Consider the following 18363-nt stretch of genomic DNA (forward strand, 5'->3'; position numbering starts at 1 on the left):
GCGTCGCGCGGCGGGGGTGCGGGACGGTCGGTAAGGCGTCGGCGGGGGAGCCGGGCGGGGCGGGCTCCGAGGAGGGGGTGGTGCGGGTCGGGAGGGTGGTCGTGGTGCCGGTCATGCGGTCGCCCCCGTTCTGCCGGGCCCGGTCCGTTACCGGGCAGTAGCTTCGGTGGGGCTCTTCTACCTACGGACCGGGGCGCGGGCAATGCGCCGCTCGCCGCCGCGGGGCCGCCGGAAAGTTCACCGTTCCGGGTGGCGGAGGCGTGAACAGGCCCCGGGAAGCGGGTCCCGGGGTGCCGGAACGGCGTCGTCCGGGCCGTGGGGGCGCCCCTCGAAAGGGGACGCGCGCCCGTATGCTGGCTGGCGCCCTGCCGGGCGCCGGGTACCTCTCCGGGCTCGATGAAATTGCGTGAATTGAGTGAAAGCGGCTGTCATGCGCGTCTACGTCCCCCTGACCCTTCCCGGGCTCGCCGAGGTACACGGCAAGGGGGAGCTGGGCCCCGGCCCGCTGGACGCGTACGCCGTCACCCCGGCGCTGCGGGAGTGGCTCTCCGACGACATCGAGGAATTGGAGTACACCACCCTGGGCTACGCGGCCCAGGCGTCGCTGCGGCAGCTCGCGGCGCGGCCGGACGCCGCCCGGCGGCGGGTCGTGGTCGCGGTGGACGTACCGGACGCGGCGGTGGCGGTCGCGCCCGGCGGTGCGGAGGACCCCGCCGCGGTGCGGGTGACCGGCCCGGTCCCGATGAAGAAGGCGGCCGCGGTCCATGTGGACGCGTCCGACGCGGAGCAGGCCGTCACGGCCGCCGCGACCGCGCTCGCCGCCGCCGACGGGGGCGACGAGGCCGCGCTGCGGACGGTCGAGGGCGCGGAGGACCACGACCTGATGTGGTTCGGCGTCCAGGAGATCCCGGGCCTGCTCGGCTGAGACGACGGTCGCGGGCACGGCCGTACGGGCGGACCCCTCTGCGGGCGCGCGTGAGGTGAGCGGCCGGGGGTGGCTGTCCGGAGCCGGGCGCGCGGTTCCGCGCCCCGGGTGTGAGGCGTCGCGCCCGGTGTGTGCCCCGGGAGCGGGTGCCGTCGCGGGGGTGCTGTCAGTGGGGCCGGGTACGGTTTTTCGTGTGCCCGGCGCAGGGCGGTGGAGCGGACAGGGGGCAGGAATGAGCGAGCGCGCGACGCATCTCGTGTGGGACTGGAACGGCACGCTGTTCCACGACATCGACGCCGTGATCGGGGCGACCAACGCGGCATTCGCCGAGGTCGGCATGGAGCCGATCACACTGGAGCGCTACCGCGAGCTGTACCGCGTACCCGTGCCGCTGTTCTACGAGCACCTGATGGGCCGGATGCCGACGGACGCCGAGTGGCTGGTGATGGACGAGGCGTTCCACCGCCACTACAGCGACCGGCGGGGGCGCTGCGGGCTGACCGACGGCGCGGACACGCTGCTGGCGGGGTGGCGGGAGGCCGGCGGCAGCCAGTCGATCCTGAGCATGTTCGGCCACGACGAGCTGATACCCCTGGTGCGGGGCTTCGGCATCGAGCCGCACTTCCTGCGGGTGGACGGCCGCAAGGGGCCCTCCGGCGGCGGCAAGAGCGAGGACATGGTGCGCCATCTCGCCGCGCTGGAGTCGGTGGACCCGGACCGTACGGTCGTGATCGGGGACGCGGTGGACGACGCGGTGGCGGCCCGCCACGCGGGGGCGCAGGCGGTGCTCTACACCGGCGGCTCGCACAGCCGCGACCGGCTCCGGGCGGCGGGCGTCCCGATCGTCGACACCCTCGCCGAGGCGGTCGAGGTGGCCGGCAACCTGGTGGCGTGAGCCGAGTCACGGTGACGGGGATCCCGGCCCGCCGGGCCCCGGTCCTGTGACTCGGGACCCAACCTCGCGGCTCCCGGCCCGGGTGGGGCGGGGCCCGGCGTCCCGTCCGGCGTCCGCGCCCGTCCGTGCCCGGCCTCCTGAGCCCGGGACCCGGCGCCGCGGCTCGGCTCGGGCGAGGCGGTGCCCGGTGTCGGGCGCCCCCAGCTGGTCTTTCGGCGCCCCCGGCCGTGCCCTCCGGGGCCCCGGGCCGGGCCCCGCCCGGTCGTCCCCACGCACAGACTCTCCGGTAGCTCGTTGTCCAGAAGGTCTAAGTTCGAGGGAGAGATTTGGACGTGTAAGGCCGATGACGGCACCGAAGCGAAGAGCGATAGCCTTGCAGCGTGATCAGCGCGATAACTCGCGGGGGCATCGAGGTCCCCGCCCTGCGCCCGGGACACGGATGTGACCGGGCGGCCGCTGGTCTCTGCGGCCACGAGCGCGTGACGACTACGTCAACAGTCTTCGACCGCGCCCAGGCCCGCGCTCAGCGCGGCATAGCGTCGGCAGCGACAGGACACCCCGCGTCACCGCGGCGTTGTGCAGCATCCACGGAGTTCTTCCACGACGTCACGCAACGGCGCGCGACAGGAGCCAGAGGACATGCAGAACAAGCTGGATGAAGCCAAGACCGAGCTGCTCGAACGGGCGGCCCGGGTCGTTGAAAGCAGCCCGGCCGGGAGCAAGAAGCCGGTCAGAGGTCTCGACCAGGAGACCCTCACGGGTTATCTCCAGCGCTACTACCTGCACACCGCCACCGAGGACCTCGCGGACCGGGACCCGGTGGACGTGTTCGGCGCCGCGATCTCGCACTTCCGCCTCGCCGAGAACCGCCCGCAGGGCACCGCCAACGTCCGGGTGCACACCCCGACCGTCGAGGAGAACGGCTGGACCTCCAGCCACTCCGTCGTCGAGGTGGTCACCGACGACATGCCCTTCCTCGTCGACTCGGTGACCAACGAGCTCTCCCGGCAGGGCCGCGGCATCCACCTGGTGATCCACCCGCAGGTCACCGTCCGCCGCGACGTCACCGGCAAGCTCCTGGAGGTCCTGGACCCCGGCGAGGCCGGCGGCGCAGCCAAGCCCGCCGCCAAGTCCGCCGCGAAGCCCGCGGCCAAGGGCAAGGGCCGGACCGCCAAGGCCAAGGCCGCCGCCGAGCCGGAGCTGCCGCACGACGCGGTCACCGAGTCGTGGATCCACGTCGAGATGGACCGCGAGACCGACCGCGAGGACCTCAAGCAGATCACCGCGGACCTCCTCCGGGTGCTCTCCGACGTCCGCGAGGCCGTCGAGGACTGGGAGAAGATGCGCGGCGCCGCGCTGCGGATGGCCGATGAGCTGCCGTCCGAGCCGACCGCCGACGATCTGCGCGACCAGGAGATCGAGGAGGCCCGCGAGCTGCTGCGCTGGCTCGCCGCCGACCACTTCACCTTCCTCGGCTACCGCGAGTACGAGCTGATCGCCGCCCCCGGCGAGGGCGGCGTAGAGGAAGACGTCCTCTCCGCGGTGCCCGGCACCGGCCTCGGCATCCTGCGCGCCGACCCGGTGCACGCCGAGGACGACGGCCACCCCGTCTCCCCGTCGTTCAACCGCCTGCCGGCCGACGCCCGCGCCAAGGCCCGTGAGCACAAGCTGCTCATCCTCACCAAGGCCAACAGCCGCGCCACCGTCCACCGCCCGTCCTACCTCGACTACGTCGGCGTCAAGCGGTTCGACAAGGACGGCAACGTCATCGGCGAGCGCCGCTTCCTCGGCCTCTTCTCGTCGGCGGCGTACACCGAGTCGGTGCGCCGGGTGCCGGTGATCCGCCGCAAGGTCGCCGAGGTGCTGGAGGGCGCCGGGTTCTCGCCGAACAGCCACGACGGCCGTGACCTGATGCAGATCCTGGAGACCTACCCGCGCGACGAGCTGTTCCAGACGCCCGTCGACCAGCTGCGCTCCATCGCCACCAGCGTCCTCTACCTCCAGGAGCGCCGCCGCCTGCGGCTCTACCTCCGCCAGGACGAGTACGGCCGCTACTACTCCGCGCTGGTCTACCTCCCGCGCGACCGCTACACCACCGGCGTCCGGCTGAGGCTGATCGACATCCTCAAGGAGGAGCTGGGCGGCACCAGCGTCGACTTCACCGCCTGGAACACCGAGTCGATCCTCTCCCGGCTGCACTTCGTCGTCCGCGTCGAGCCCGGCGCCACGCTGCCGGACCTGACCGACGCCGATGTGGACCGCATCGAGGCGCGCCTGGTCGAGGCCGCCCGCTCCTGGGCCGACGGCTTCGCCGAGGCGCTGACCGCCGAGGTCGGTGAGGAGCGCGCCGCCGAACTGCTGCGCCGGTACGGCCACGCCTTCCCCGAGGGCTACAAGGCCGACAACTCCCCGCGCAGCGCCGTCGCCGACATCCAGCACCTGGAGAAGCTCGCCGCCGACCCCGGCAAGGACTTCGCGGTCAGCCTCTACCAGCCGGTCGGCGCCGCACCCAACGAGCGCCGCTTCAAGATCTACCGCACCGGTGAGCCGGTCTCGCTCTCCAAGGTGCTGCCGGGCCTGAACCGCCTGGGCGTCGAGGTCGTCGACGAGCGCCCGTACGAGCTGCCCTGCTCCGACTCCACGCTGGCCTGGGTCTACGACTTCGGCCTGCGGATGCCGGAGAAGGTCAACGGCGACGACGCCCGCGAGCGGTTCCAGGATGCCTTCACCGCCGTGTGGACCGGCGCCGCCGAGAGCGACGGCTTCAACGAGCTGGTGCTCCGCGCCGGTCTCGACTGGCGTCAGGCGATGGTGCTGCGGGCCTACGCGAAGTACCTGCGGCAGGCCGGGTCGACCTTCAGCCAGACGTACATGGAGGACACGCTCGCCAACAACGTCCACACCACCCGGCTGCTGGTCTCGCTCTTCGAGGCGCGGCTCTCGCCGGAGCGGCAGAGCGCCGGCACGGAGCTGATCGACGGTCTGCTGGAGGAGCTGGACGGCGCGCTCGACCAGGTCGCCTCGCTGGACGAGGACCGCATCCTGCGCTCGTTCCTCACCGTCATCAAGGCGACGCTGCGCACCAACCACTACCAGCGCGACGACGCGGGCCGCCCGCACGCGTACCTGTCGATGAAGCTGGACCCGCAGGCGATCCCGGACCTCCCGGCGCCCCGCCCGGCGTTCGAGATCTGGGTGTACTCGCCGAAGGTCGAGGGTGTGCACCTGCGCTTCGGCAAGGTGGCGCGCGGTGGTCTGCGCTGGTCGGACCGGCGGGAGGACTTCCGTACGGAGATCCTCGGCCTGGTCAAGGCGCAGATGGTCAAGAACACCGTCATCGTGCCGGTCGGCTCCAAGGGCGGTTTCGTCGGCAAGCAGCTGCCGGACCCGTCGCAGGGCCGTGACGCCTGGCTCGCCGAGGGCGTCGCCTGCTACCGCACCTTCATCTCCGGTCTGCTCGACATCACCGACAACCTCGTCGGCGGCGAGGTCGTGCACCCGCAGAACGTCGTCCGCCACGACGGCGACGACACCTACCTGGTCGTCGCCGCCGACAAGGGCACCGCGACCTTCTCCGACATCGCCAACGAGGTCGCCGAGTCGTACGGCTACTGGCTGGGCGACGCCTTCGCCTCCGGCGGCAGCGCGGGCTACGACCACAAGGGCATGGGCATCACCGCCCGCGGCGCCTGGGAGTCGGTCAAGCGCCACTTCCGGGAGCTGGGCCACGACACCCAGACCCAGGACTTCACCACCGTCGGCGTCGGCGACATGTCCGGTGACGTGTTCGGCAACGGCATGCTGCTCAGCGAGCACATCCGCCTGGTCGCCGCCTTCGACCACCGGCACATCTTCCTCGACCCGAAGCCGGACGCGGCCACCTCGTACGCCGAGCGCCGCCGGCTGTTCGAGCTGCCGCGGTCGTCGTGGGCGGACTACAACACCGAGCTGCTGTCCCAGGGCGGTGGCGTCCACCCGCGGACGGCGAAGTCCATCCCGATCAACGCGCACATCCGCGCGGCGCTCGGGCTGGAGGCAGGCGTCAAGAAGATGACGCCCGCCGAGCTGATGAAGGCCATCCTCAAGGCGCCGGTGGACCTGGTCTGGAACGGCGGCATCGGCACCTACGTCAAGTCGTCGGCCGAGTCGCACGCCGACGTCGGCGACAAGTCGAACGACGCGATCCGCGTCAACGGCGACGAGCTGCGCGCCAAGGTCGTCGGCGAGGGCGGCAACCTCGGTCTGACGCAGCTGGGCCGGATCGAGTTCGCCACCAACGGCGGCAAGATCAACACCGACGCGATCGACAACAGCGCCGGTGTGGACACCTCCGACCACGAGGTGAACATCAAGATCCTGCTCAACGCCGTGGTCGCCGACGGCGACATGACGGTCAAGCAGCGCAACAAGCTGCTCGCCGCGATGACCGACGAGGTCGGCGCGCTGGTGCTGCGCAACAACTACGCGCAGAACACCGCGCTGGCGCTGGCCCAGGCGCAGTCCGGCTCCATGATCCACGCCCAGCAGCGCTTCCTGCGCCGCCTGGTGCGCGACGGTCACCTCGACCGGGCGCTGGAGTTCCTGCCCACCGACCGGCAGATCCGCGAGCGGCTGAGCGCCGGCCGGGGTCTGACCCAGCCGGAGACCGCGGTCCTGCTCGCGTACACCAAGATCACGGTGGCCGACGCGCTGATCCAAACCGGGCTGCCGGACGACCCGTACCTCCAGCACCTGCTCAACGCGTACTTCCCGTCCGCGCTGCACGAGAAGTTCGCCGAGCAGATCGAGGGCCACGCGCTGCGCCGCGAGATCGTCACCACGGTGATGGTCAACGACACCGTCAACACCGGTGGGACGAGCTTCCTGCACCGGATGCGGGAGGAGACCGGCGCCTCGCTGGAAGAGGTCGTGCGGGCGCACACCGCGGCCCGGGCGATCTTCCGCCTCAACCAGGTGTGGGACGACGTCGAGGCGCTGGACAACCGCGTCGCGGCCGCCGTCCAGACCCGGATCCGGCTGCACAGCCGGCGGCTCGTCGAGCGCGGCACCCGCTGGCTGCTCAACAACCGCCCGCAGCCGCTGGCGCTGTCGGAGACGATCGACTTCTTCCGCGACCGGGTCGCCGCGGTCTGGGAGCAGCTGCCGAAGCTGCTCCAGGGCGGCGCCCGTGACTGGTACGAGGCGAACCTCGCGGAGCTGACCGAGGCGGGTGTGCCGGAGGCGCTGGCCGTCCAGGTGTCCGGCTTCTCGGCGGTTTTCCCGGCGCTGGACATCGTGGCCGTCGCCGACCGCACCGGCAAGGAGCCGCTGGCCGTCGCCGAGGTCTACTACGACCTGGGCGACCGGCTGCGGATCAACCAGCTCCTGGACCGCATCCTGGAGCTGCCGCGTGACGACCGCTGGCAGTCGATGGCGCGTGCGTCGATCCGTGAGGACCTGTTCGCCGCGCACGCCGCGCTCACCTCGGACGTGCTGTCCGAGGGCGATGCCTCCGCCACGCCGGAGCAGCGGTTCGCGGCGTGGGAGGAGAAGAACGCCGCGATCCTGGGCCGGGCCCGCGCGACCCTGGAGGAGATCCACGGGTCGGAGGGGTTCGACCTGGCGAACCTCTCGGTCGCGATGCGGACGATGCGCACCCTGATGCGGACGCACAGCTGATCCCCGGCTGATGCGACGGGCCCCGGCCCGCACGCACGGCGACGGCCCCGGAGCACCTCGCTCCGGGGCCGTCGCCGCAGGGGCGTGGGGACGGGCAACGGCCCGTCGGCGGGAGGGCTACCTGTGCGCCTCGTACGCCGAGACGACCTCTTCGGTCGGGCCGTCCATGACGAGTTCGCCCTTCTCCAGCCACAGGACGCGGTCGCAGGTGTCGCGGATCGACTTGTTGTTGTGGCTGACGAGGAAGACGGTGCCGGCCTCTTCGCGCAGTTCGCGGATGCGGGCCTCGGAGCGCTTCTGGAAGGCGCGGTCGCCGGTGGCCAGCGCCTCGTCGATCATCAGCACGTCGTGGTTCTTGGCAGCGGCGATGGAGAACCGCAGCCGGGCGGCCATGCCGGAGGAGTACGTCCGCATCGGCAGGGAGATGAAGTCGCCCTTCTCGTTGATGCCGGAGAAGTCGACGATGCCCTGGTAGCGCGCGCGGACCTCCTCGCGGCTCATGCCCATGGCGAGGCCGCCGAGGATGACGTTCTTCTCGCCGGTCAGGTCGTTCATCATCGCGGCGTTGACGCCGAGCAGCGAGGGCTGGCCGTCGGTGTAGACGCGTCCGGCGGCGGGCGGCAGCAGCCCGGCGACGGCCCGCAGCAGTGTGGACTTCCCGGACCCGTTGGACCCGATCAGGCCGATCGCCTCGCCCTTGTGCGCGGTGAAGGTGACGCCGCGGACGGCGTGCACCTCGCGGGTCCCGGCGGTGGTGGTGCGGCGGACGATCCGGCGCAGCGCGGAGACGGCGTTGCCGCGGCCGCTGCCGGCGCCGTGGACCTTGTAGACGATGTGGACGTTGTCGGCGATGACGGTGGGGACGCGGTCGTCGGGTGCGGCGTGTGCGGCGGCGGGCGGCCGGCCCAGGTCGTCGGCCGCGCCGGCGGTGGTTCCGGTGTGCTCCGGGTGCGTGGTGGTGTCAGCCACGGCCGTACTCCTCCTCCGCCTTCCAGAAGAAGACATAGCCGACGGCGCCGGAGAGCAGCGCCCAGCCCAGGGCCATCGGCCAGACGTGGGCGGGCAGTGCGGAGGCGCGGACGGAATCGATCAGGGCGTACCGCATCAGGTCGATGTAGATCAGTGCGGGGTTGGCGTTCAGGGCCGCCGCGACGAGTTCCGGGGCGTGCCGGGTGAAGACCGAGAGGTTGTAGAAGACGCCCGAGACGTACATCCAGGTGCGCAGGATGAACGGCATGAGCTGGGCGGTGTCGGTGGTGCGGGCGCCGATCCGGGCCATGATCATCGCGAGTCCGGTGTTGAAGACGGACTGGAGCAGCAGCGCCGGGATCATCAGCAGCCAGTGCCAGGTCAGCGGCACCCCGCAGAGCAGCACGATGGCGGCGAGCACGCCCATCGAGAAGATCAGCTGCTGGAGCTGGATCAGGGTGTACGCGATCGGCAGACAGGCGCGCGGGAAGTGCAGCGCGCGGACCAGCCCGAGGCTGCCGGAGACCGCGCGGGTACCGGCGAGCACGGTGGACTGGGTGAAGGTGAAGACGAAGATGCCGGTGCACAGGAACGGGATGAAGTCCGGGATCCCGCGGTCCGTGTGGAGCAGCATCCCGAAGATCAGGTAGTAGACCCCGGCGTTGAACAGCGGCGTCATCACCTGCCAGAGCTGGCCCAGCCGCGCGGTGGTGTAGAGCGCGGTGAGCCGGGCGGTGGCGAAGGTGCCGATGAAGTGGCGCCGGGCCCAGAGCCGGCGGGTGTACTCCGGCAGGGCCGGGCGGGCGCCGCTGAGCGTCAGCCCGTGGCGCGCGGCCAGTTCGCGCAGCTGCGGATCGGGCGCGGCGCCGGGGCCGGGGAGCCGGGCGGTGTCCGGTCCGGCCGGTGCGGGGGGAGCGAGGGTCTGGGGCATGGGGCCGCTTTCGTACGGGCCGACGGGCGCGGAGCGGGTCCGGTGCGCACCGAGGGGCGACGGGGTCCGGCGCGCGGGGTGCGCGGGGCGGACGGCGGGGAGGGTCGGGTGGAGCGGGAGGTCCGGGGCCGGAGGGGCCGGGTGCCGTACGGGGTCGGCGTACGGCGGACCGCGGCGCCTACGTCGGAACGGGACCGTTTCGTCGTGACGTCGGAGCGAGACTAGGGCGAAGCGACGTCGAGACGCAACCGTAGCGTCGTGACGCTATGCTCAAGCCATGGCAAAGAACGGGAGCGACAACGCGTCCGCGACGGCACGCCGGGCCCCGGCCGGGGCGGCCGTGCTGCGGGAGGACAAGACCGCGGCGATCCGGGCCGCGGTCTTCGCGGAACTGGCCGCGGTGGGGTTCGCCCGGATGTCGATCGAGGGCATCGCGCGGCGGGCCGGGGTCGGCAAGACGGCCGTCTACCGGCGCTGGCGCTCCAAGCTCCATCTGGTGCTGGACGTGGTCTCGGCGCTGGCCGCCGAGGGGCTGCCGACGCCCGACACGGGCACGCTCCGCGGCGATGTGCGGATGCTCCTGGAGGTGGCGGCGCGGGCGCTGCGTCACCCGATGGCCTCGCAGATCATCCCGGACCTGCTGGCCGAGGCGGCCCGCAGCCCGGAGCTGGCGGAGGCGCTGAAGGCCGCGCTCCACGACAGCCAGGAGGGCATGGCGGCGGCGATGGTGGCCCGCGCGGTCGAGCGCGGCGAACTGCCCGCGGACGCCGGTGGCCGGCTGGCGTTGGACCTGATGACGGGGCCGCTGTACTGGCGGCTGGTGGTCGCCCGCGACGAGCTGCCCGACGGCTACCTGGACGAGCTGGCGGACGCGGTGACGGGGGCGCTGGGCGGCGGGCGGTAGCGGCGGGAGGCGGCGGCCGAGGAGGCGGTGGCCCTCCCGCGGCCGCCCGGAAAACGCCGCGGCGCCGCGGACCGGAGGCCGGTCCGCGGCGCCGCGGTGCACGCGCCGGGCCCGCCGAACGGGCCCGGCGGCGGCTCAGCCGGCCAGTTCCACGTCGTCGGCGCGGACCTCGGCGCCCGTCACCTCGACCGCGCCGCCCGGCATCGCCGCGGCCGCCTCCCGCGGCGACGGAGCCACGGTGCGCCGGTCGAGCGGCAGCGGCGCCGGCGTGGGCTCCTGTCCCAGGAAGAGCGCGCGCACCACGCGCTCCGCGGCGTGGCCGTCGTCCCACTGGCAGAAGCGGGCGCGGAAGGCGGCGCGCAGCGCGGTGGCCTCCGCGCCGTCCCAGCGGCCGCTGCGGAACGCCTCGATCAGCTCGTCCTCGCCGGTGGCGATCACGCCGGGCGTCTCGCCCCGCTCGCCGGACAGCAGGTCGAAGGTGACGCCACGGGAGCGGACGTAGACGTCCCAGTCGTCGGCGTAGGTGATGATCGGCCGGTCGAGGTTGGCGTAGTCGAACATGATCGACGAGTAGTCCGTGATCAGCGCGTCGGCGGCCAGGCAGAGGTCCTCGACGACCGGGTACGTGGAGACGTCGATCAGCGCGCCGCGCTCCTGGAGCTCTTCGAGACGGGGGTCCGCACCGTAGAAGTAGTGGGTGCGCACCAGCAGGACGACGTCCTCGCCCAGCTCGCGGGTGACGCGCTCCAGGTCCATCCGCGGGACGTAACCGGCCTGGTAGTCGCGGACCGTCGGCGCGTAGAGGACCGCGGTGCGGCCGGGGGCGATGCCCAGGCGCTCGCGGATCGCGAGGACGTCCTCGGCGGTGGCGCGGTAGAAGACGTCGTTGCGCGGGTAGCCGGCGTCGAGCGAGCGGAAGGCGCACGGGTAGACCCGCTCCCACTGCTCGGCGGAGTGCTGGTTGGAGGTGAGGGAGAGGTCCCAGCGGTCGGCGCGCTCCAGGAGCTTGCGCATGCTCATGCCCTTGGCGGCGGCCGGGTACTTCTGCTGGTCGATGCCCATCCGCTTCAGCGGCGTGCCGTGGTGGGTCTGGAGGTGCACCTGCTCGGGGCGCTTGACGATCTCCCCGGCGAAGTTGACGTTGTTGATCAGGTACTTGGCCCGGGCCATCACCTCCCAGTAGCGCGGGGAGTTCGCGACCACGAAGTCGACCCCGGCGGGGACGGTGTCCTCCGCGCCCTTGCGGATCACCCAGACGCCGTGCACGTGCGGCGCCAGCTCCTTGGCCTTCTCGTAGACGGCGAGCGGGTTGCAGGCGGGCGTGCGGTTCCAGTACGAGGAGTAGACCGCGAGGTTCTCGTCGACCGGGCGGCGCAGCTGGAGCTGGTAGAAGCGGTGGAACGCCTGCTTGCCCAGGGTGCGGCGGGTCTTGCGCAGCCGGTCGCGCCCGGCGATGCGGGCGCCGTTGACCAGCTTCAGCGCCTGGAACGCCTGGTACGAGCCGCGCCGCAGCGCCTGGTACTTCGCGCCGTCGATGCCGGGCGGCACCACGAAACCGGCGGGCTCCAGCTGCCGGTACATCGCGGCGGCGCGGTGGAAGAACTCCGGGCGGTCGGCCGGGGTGACGCGGTTCTCGCGGGCGAAGGTGAAGAGGAAGTGGCTCACCATCCGCTCGAACATCAGCGGGCGGACGCGGTCGAGGTCCGGGCGGGTGTCGAGGAAGGCGAAGAGCCGGCGGTACTGCGCGAAGATCGTGAAGTGGGTGCGGCCCGGCGTCTTCATGGAGTTGCCCTGGCGGCGCTGGCGGTACTCCACACAGACCTGGTCCAGGCAGCCGACGGTCTCGGCGGTCAGCATGGTCGTGTAGACCATGAGCGCGTCCTCGTAGACGCCGTCGGTGAAGGCGAAGCCGTTGCCGGTGAAGAAGTCGCGGCGGAAGGCGCGGTTCCAGACGACCGCGAAGAGGTTGAGGAACTCCAGCCGGTCGGCCGGGCGGAAGGTCTCGGTGCCCACCTGGGCCAGCAGCTCACCGCTGGCGCTCGGCTGGACCTTGTCCCACCAGTACGTACGGACGTGGTCGAAGAGCAGGATCTCCGGGTCCGAGGTCTCCTCGATGCGGTCGGCCATCGCCCGGAGCGAGCCGGGTGCGAAGGTGTCGTCGCTGTCGAGGAAGAGCAGGTAATCGCCGCGCGCCCGCTCCACACCGGTGTTGCGCGCCTGGCCGATCCCGCCGTTCTCCGTGTGGTGCACGGCGATCACCCGCGCGTCGCGCGCCGCGTACTCGTCCAGGATCGCGCCGCAGCCGTCGGGTGAGCGGTCGTCGACCGCGATCACCTCGAAGTCGGGGAAGTCCTGTGACAGCACCGAGTCCAGGCACTCCCGCAGGTAACCCTGGACCTTGTACACGGGCACGATGACGCTGAAACGGGGGGTGGAACCGGTGACTGCTTCGGACATGTGGCGGCTACTCCTCGTGACGAACCAGGCGCGGACGGTGGGGAAAATCCCTACGGAAGGCATATCTGCGCCAGTTGTATGACTGGAGTTCACCGGAAAGGGTTGCTGCCCGTTACCGGAAAGTTCTGTGGCCCTCATTACATAACGGGGCAAGGGCGGGCATGTCGCCAGTTTCGCGCAACCGCCGTACGTAGTCTCCGAACTCCCTGACTGCCCGCGTACGGGCGTCCGCGCGCGTGGGCCACCTCACGGCGGGCGGCGGAACCGGACCGGAGCGGCGCGCCTCTACACAGGGGAGGCGCCGGGGCGTCCGGAGCGCGCGGCGGTCCGCCCGCCGGGCGTCGCCGCCGCGGGGTGACCCGCCCGTGGTGCGTGCCACGGACGGGTGGTCCGGCGCACGAATAACCGTAGGAATTACCGCCGTTGCCTGTCCCGTAAGCCACGGCACGAGCGGCCCGGCGGGGTAGTTTTGATGGCTCGTACGGCAAGGAAACAGAGGATAGGGGTGCCCGTGCCTGACGTCTCCGTAGTCGTGATCGTCTACAACGACGCAGAACGACTGCCGACCGCCGTCCGGTCCGCCGTGGACCAGACGCTGCACGGTGTCGAAGTGGTCATCGTCGACGACTGCAGCACGGACAGATCGTTCGCCGTCGCACAGGAACTGGCCGCCGCCCACCCCGGCAAGGTCCGTGCGCTCCAGCTGCCGGAGAACAGCGGCGGCTGCGGCGCCCCGCGCAACCACGGCGTCGCGCACGCCCGCGGCGACTACGTGATGTTCCTCGACAGCGACGACGCCCTGGAGCCCAACGCCTGCCGCAACATGCTCGACGCCGCCGAGCGCACCGGCGCCGACCTGGTCTCCGGCATGTGTGTGCGGGTCCATGTCGACACCCGCACCAAGAAGACCGTCGAGTGGTACCCGTGGCTCTACGACCGTACCCGGACCCTCGAATCGATCTCCGAGCTCCCCGATCTGCTGGTCTTCGACACGCTGTCGACCAACAAGTGCTACCGCCGGGAATTCCTCCGCGAGGCCGGACTGGAATTCCCCGTCGGCATCCACTACGAGGACCTGCTCTTCTCCGCGCAGGCATATGTCGCCGCCCGCCGGATCACGCTGATCCCCAACCACGTCTACTTCTGGAACGTCTTCGAGAAGGCGGCCACGAAATCGATCAGCAACCGGCGCCATGAAATCGCCAACTTCGCGCACCGCATGGAAATCCACCGGCGCGTCGACGAACTCCTCGCCGCCGAGGGCCTGGACGACCTGAAGTTCCACAAGGACGTCAAATTCCTCAAGCACGACCTCGTCCTGCACCTGCGGGACCTGCCGCTGCTCGACGAGGGATACCGCCGCGAATTCGCCGAGATGGCCAACGGCTACCTCGCCGGGATCGCCCCCGAGGCGTACGAGCGCGTCCAGCCGATACAGGCCATCTGCGCCTACCTCCTCGGCAAGGAGGACTGGCCGACGCTGATGCCCGCGGTCGACACCCTCATCAACCGCGACAAGCTCTCCGCCCCGCTCACCGAACGTGACGGCCGGGTCTACTGGACCGACCGCCATCTCGACGACCCCGAGGGCCGCCGCGTCCTCGACGTCACCGACGCCGGGTACCACACCCGCCCGCTCGGCAAGCTCTTCCTCCGCAACCAGCTCACCGGCTACACCGACGACGGCCGCGGCACCGTCGAGCTGTCCGGCGCGGTCGTCAACCCGCTCGGCGCGGTCACCCCGGCCACCCCGCTGCGCGGCCGTATCGAGCTGAAGGCCCGCCGCCGCAGCCTGCAGACCTTCTCCTTCCCGCTGCGCACCCTGCGGCTCGACGGCGACCGGATCGTGTGGGACGCGGAGCTGGACCTCGCCCGCAAGCTGCGCCCGCTCGGGGTGATCGACGCGGTCTGGGACGTCCGGCTGATCCTGGACGCCGGCGGCGAGCTCACCCGCACCCGGCTGACCGTCGGCGGCGTCGACCTCGACGCGGCGCACGCGCTGCGCGTCCGCCCCCGGCTGACCCGCCTGGTCTCCGACCGCATCGAACCCGCCCCCTCCAAGCGCGGCCACCTCACCTTCGTGCTGCGCGCCGAGAGCCGCGCCAGCCGCGGGACGCAGAAGCTGCTCGGCGAGGCGCTGCGCAGCCCCGCAGCCGCTCTCGCCAAGACCGGCATCCGCAAGGCCCGGAAGGCCAAGCGCGAGCTGAACTCCGGCGAGACCAAGCTCCGCGTCTACCACGAGGTGTTCCGCAAACTCCCGCTCCGTAAGGGACTCGTCGTCTTCGAGAGCCACCTCGGCAAGCAGTACAGCGACAGCCCCCGCGCGATCTACGAGGAGATGCGCCGCCAGGGCATCGCGTTCGAGGCGGTGTGGAGCTACGCCGGGAAGAAGCCCGACGGCTTCCCCGAGGACGCCACCCTCGTCAAGCGCTGGAGCTGGCAGTACCTGCGGGCGCTGGCCCAGGCGGAGTTCTGGATCGACAACCAGGGCTTCCCGCTCAAGCTCACCAAGCGCCCCGAGACCACCTACCTCCAGACCTGGCACGGCTCCGCGCTCAAGCGGATGGGCTTCGACGAGCCCCGGCTGCGGCTCCAGCCGCGCGCCGCGAAGGACGCCTACCAGGAAGTCCTCGACCGCTTCGACCACTTCCTGATCCGCTCCGAGCACGACGAGCGCACCCTCGCCCGCGCCTTCCGCCTCCGCCCCGAGGTGCTGCTGCGCACCGGCTACCCGCGCAACGACGCGCTGGTCGCCGCCCGCCGCGCCGAGGAGACGTCCGGCGCCCGCACCCGCGGCCCGCTCGCCGCCGAACTCGGCATCCCCGCCGACAAGACGGTCCTGCTCTACGCGCCGACCTTCCGCGCCGCCGAGAACGGCAAGGTCAAGGGCTTCGAGCTGCCCTTCGACGTCGACGCGTTCGCCTCCCGCTTCGGCGACCGCTACGTCCTGCTGATCCGCTCGCACTACCTCAACCACGTGGTGCTGCCGCCGTCCGTCCGCGGCACCGTCATCGACGTCACCGGCCACCACGACATCACCCCGCTGATGGAGCTGGCCGACGGCCTCATCACCGACTACTCCTCGGTGATGTTCGACTACGCCCTCCTCGACCGGCCGATGGTCTTCTACGCCTACGACTACGACGAGTACGCCACCGAGGCGCGCGGCACCTACTTCGACCTCAAGGCCACCGCACCCGGCCCGTTCGTCGAGACCGAGGACGCCCTCTTCGACGCCCTCGACCACCTCAAGTCGGCGGACGCCGAACACCGCGAGGCCCGGCAGCGGTTCACCGCCGCCTACGGCGAGTACGACCGGGGGGACGCGGCCCGCCGCGTCGTCGATCAGTTCTTCGGCACCGCGGAGCGCGAAGGAGACGCCAAGTGACCGGCCGCGACATCTACTTCGTCTGCAACAACACCGACGAGATGGGCGGGGTGACCACCTGGACCCACCAGATGGCCCGGCTCTTCGCGGAGCGCGGCCACCGGCCGCACATCGTCGGCATCGTCCCGGCGGCCCCGGAACTCCGCGCCGACCTGGGCGAACTGCCCTACCCCACGGAAACCCTCTACACCGAGCACCCGCCGAAGACCGGCCCGGCGCGCGGCGTCAAGGGCCGGCTCAACCTCGCCGAGCGGCGCCGCCGCGCCGTGAAGGACGCCGGGATGCGGGAGGCCGCCGACCGGCTCTCCGCCCGCTTCGCCACCGCCGGCCCCGGCGGCGTCGTCATCTGCACCCAGGTGTGGGCGATGGAGTGGGTGACGCTCGCCGACACCGCCGGGATGCCGGTGATCGGCATGAGCCACGAGTCGTTCACCGCCTGCCGCGCCTCCTCCCGCTTCGCCCGCGTCAAGCGCTACTACGAGGGCGTCGACCGGCTCCTCGCCCTCACCCGTGAGGACGCCGACCTGTGGATCCGGGCCGGTATGGACAACGCCGACTTCATGCCGAACCCGCTGCCGGTCATGCCGGAGGTCCCCTCGGCCCGTACGGAGAAGGTCGTCGCCTCCATCGGGCGGCTCTCCGACGAGAAGGGCGTCGACCTGCTCCTCGACACCTGGGCGCTGGTCGCCCCCCGCCACCCGGACTGGCTGCTGCGGATCTACGGCTCGGGCGAGGACGAGGAACTGCTGCTCAAGCAGCGTGAGGCGCTGGGCCTGGAGCGGTCGGTGGAGTTCATGGGCCGCACCGACGACGTACCGGAGGCGCTGCGCGGCGCCGCGGTCTTCGCGCAGTCCTCGCGCGCCGAGGGCTTCCCGCTGTCGCTGATGGAGGCGATGGCCGCGGCGGTGCCGTGCGTGGCGTTCGACTGCGCGCCCGGCGTCCACGAGATCGTCCGCGACGGCGAGGACGGACTGCTGGCCCGGCCCGGCAACATCAACGAACTCGCCGCCCATCTGGAGACCCTGCTCACCGACCAGGAGCTGCGCGACCGGCTCGGCACCGCCGCCCGGGAGAACGTCCAGCGCTACTCCACCGACCGCATCACCCGCCGCTGGGAAGAGCTCTTCGCCTTCCTGGAGCGCTGAGCCGGCCGGTACGACCGAAGGCGCCCCGCACCGGATTCCGGTGCGGGGCGCCTCTCGTCGTCCGTCTCAGCGTGCCTCGGGGTGGTGGTGCTGCCACCCGGCCCACGCCGACGTGATCATCTCGCGGACGTCGTGGTGTGCCTTCCAGCCCAGCTCGGCGGTGATCCGGTCGGCGGCGGCGACCACCCGCGCCGGGTCGCCGGGCCGCCGCGGCGTCACCTCGGCGGTGACGTCGGTGTGCCCGGTCACCTCCGCGATCAGGTCGACCATCTCGCGCACCGACACGCCCTCACCGCGGCCGATGTTGAGGGTCAGATCCCGCACCGGACCGTGCTCGGCCAGCTTCCGCGCGGCCACCACATGCGCCTCGGCGAGGTCCGCGACATGGATGTAGTCACGGATGCAGGTGCCGTCCGGCGTCGGGTAGTCGTCGCCGAAGATCCGCGGCGCGGCGCCCTCGGTGAGCTTCTCGAAGACCATCGGCACGATGTTGAAGACGCCGGTGTCGGCCAGCTCCGGGGTGGCCGCGCCCGCGACGTTGAAGTACCGCAGGCAGGCGGTGGAGATGCCGTGCGCCTTGCCCGCCGCGCGGACCATCCACTCCCCGACGAGCTTCGTCTCGCCGTACGGGTTCATCGGCACGCACGGCGTGTCCTCGGTGACGAGGTCGACGTCCGGCATGCCGTACACCGCGGCGGACGAGGAGAACACCAGGCGGCCCACGCCGCCGGCGGCCATCGCCTCCAGCAGCGTCTGGAGCCCGTGGACGTTCTCGCGGTAGTAGTGCAGCGGCATCTCCACCGACTCGCCGACCTGCTTCTTCGCCGCCAGGTGCACCACATCTGTCACGCCGTGTTCGGCGATGGTGCGGTCCAGCAGCGCCCGGTCCAGGGTCGAGCCGACGATCAGCGGCACGTCCTCGGGGAGCCGGGCGGCGACCCCCGTCGTCAGGTCGTCCAGCACGACCACGCGAGGCCGCTCGGCGGCCTCCCCGGCCTGCCGCAGGGCCCGTACGACGTGGGCGCCGATGTACCCGGCACCGCCCGTGATCAAGTAAGTCATGGCGCCAATCCTAGGGTGGGAGGGGAGAG

General features: G+C 71.7%; 10 protein-coding genes. 6 read left to right on the plus strand and 4 right to left on the minus strand.

Annotated elements, in window-relative coordinates; genetic code table 11:
* Positions 1 to 430: 430 nt before the first annotated feature.
* The 3 genes from ACF1BH_RS27230 to ACF1BH_RS27240 all read left to right on the plus strand — a co-directional run bounded on the left by ACF1BH_RS27230 (position 431) and on the right by ACF1BH_RS27240 (position 7478).
* Entirely contained in the window at positions 431 to 925 is a 495-nt protein-coding gene (locus tag ACF1BH_RS27230; protein WP_391646604.1) for a DUF6912 family protein, read from the plus strand.
* 232 nt (positions 926 to 1157) lie between these two features.
* Positions 1158 to 1820, plus strand: coding sequence for an HAD family hydrolase (locus tag ACF1BH_RS27235; protein ID WP_391646606.1), 663 nt, complete (start codon positions 1158 to 1160; stop codon positions 1818 to 1820).
* Between the two features lie 639 nt (positions 1821 to 2459).
* Positions 2460 to 7478: an NAD-glutamate dehydrogenase gene (locus tag ACF1BH_RS27240; RefSeq protein ID WP_391646608.1), complete on the plus strand. Its 5019-nt coding sequence runs from the start codon at positions 2460 to 2462 to the stop codon at positions 7476 to 7478.
* A gap of 117 nt (positions 7479 to 7595) precedes the next feature.
* Here the strand turns inward: ACF1BH_RS27240 and ACF1BH_RS27245 are convergent, their stop codons facing one another.
* Positions 7596 to 8483 (minus strand): ABC transporter ATP-binding protein, encoded by an 888-nt coding sequence (locus tag ACF1BH_RS27245; RefSeq protein WP_391646610.1) that lies wholly within the window; start codon positions 8481 to 8483, stop codon positions 7596 to 7598.
* Positions 8440 to 9378: an ABC transporter permease gene (locus ACF1BH_RS27250; protein ID WP_391646612.1), complete on the minus strand. Its 939-nt coding sequence runs from the start codon at positions 9376 to 9378 to the stop codon at positions 8440 to 8442. Before ACF1BH_RS27250 ends, ACF1BH_RS27245 begins: the two co-directional genes overlap by 44 nt.
* A gap of 277 nt (positions 9379 to 9655) precedes the next feature.
* Between ACF1BH_RS27250 and ACF1BH_RS27255 the strand changes: the two genes are divergently transcribed.
* Entirely contained in the window at positions 9656 to 10282 is a 627-nt protein-coding gene (locus tag ACF1BH_RS27255) for a TetR/AcrR family transcriptional regulator (RefSeq protein WP_391646614.1), read from the plus strand.
* A gap of 135 nt (positions 10283 to 10417) precedes the next feature.
* Here the strand turns inward: ACF1BH_RS27255 and ACF1BH_RS27260 are convergent, their stop codons facing one another.
* Entirely contained in the window at positions 10418 to 12739 is a 2322-nt protein-coding gene (locus ACF1BH_RS27260; protein WP_391646616.1) for a CDP-glycerol glycerophosphotransferase family protein, read from the minus strand.
* Between the two features lie 472 nt (positions 12740 to 13211).
* Here ACF1BH_RS27260 and ACF1BH_RS27265 point away from each other — a divergent pair, with 472 nt between their 5' ends.
* Entirely contained in the window at positions 13212 to 16127 is a 2916-nt protein-coding gene (locus ACF1BH_RS27265) for a CDP-glycerol glycerophosphotransferase family protein (RefSeq protein ID WP_391646618.1), read from the plus strand.
* Positions 16124 to 17272 carry a glycosyltransferase gene (locus tag ACF1BH_RS27270; protein ID WP_391646620.1) on the plus strand — a complete coding sequence of 383 codons (1149 nt, stop codon included), beginning with the start codon at positions 16124 to 16126 and terminating at the stop codon, positions 17270 to 17272. Before ACF1BH_RS27265 ends, ACF1BH_RS27270 begins: the two co-directional genes overlap by 4 nt.
* 66 nt (positions 17273 to 17338) lie before the next feature.
* Here ACF1BH_RS27270 and galE read toward each other — a convergent pair whose 3' ends face one another.
* Positions 17339 to 18334 (minus strand): UDP-glucose 4-epimerase GalE, encoded by a 996-nt coding sequence (gene galE / locus ACF1BH_RS27275; protein WP_391646622.1) that lies wholly within the window; start codon positions 18332 to 18334, stop codon positions 17339 to 17341.
* Positions 18335 to 18363 lie beyond the last annotated feature (29 nt).

The organism is Streptomyces sp. NPDC014733 (assembly GCF_043083385.1).
Lineage (GTDB): Bacteria > Actinomycetota > Actinomycetes > Streptomycetales > Streptomycetaceae > Streptomyces.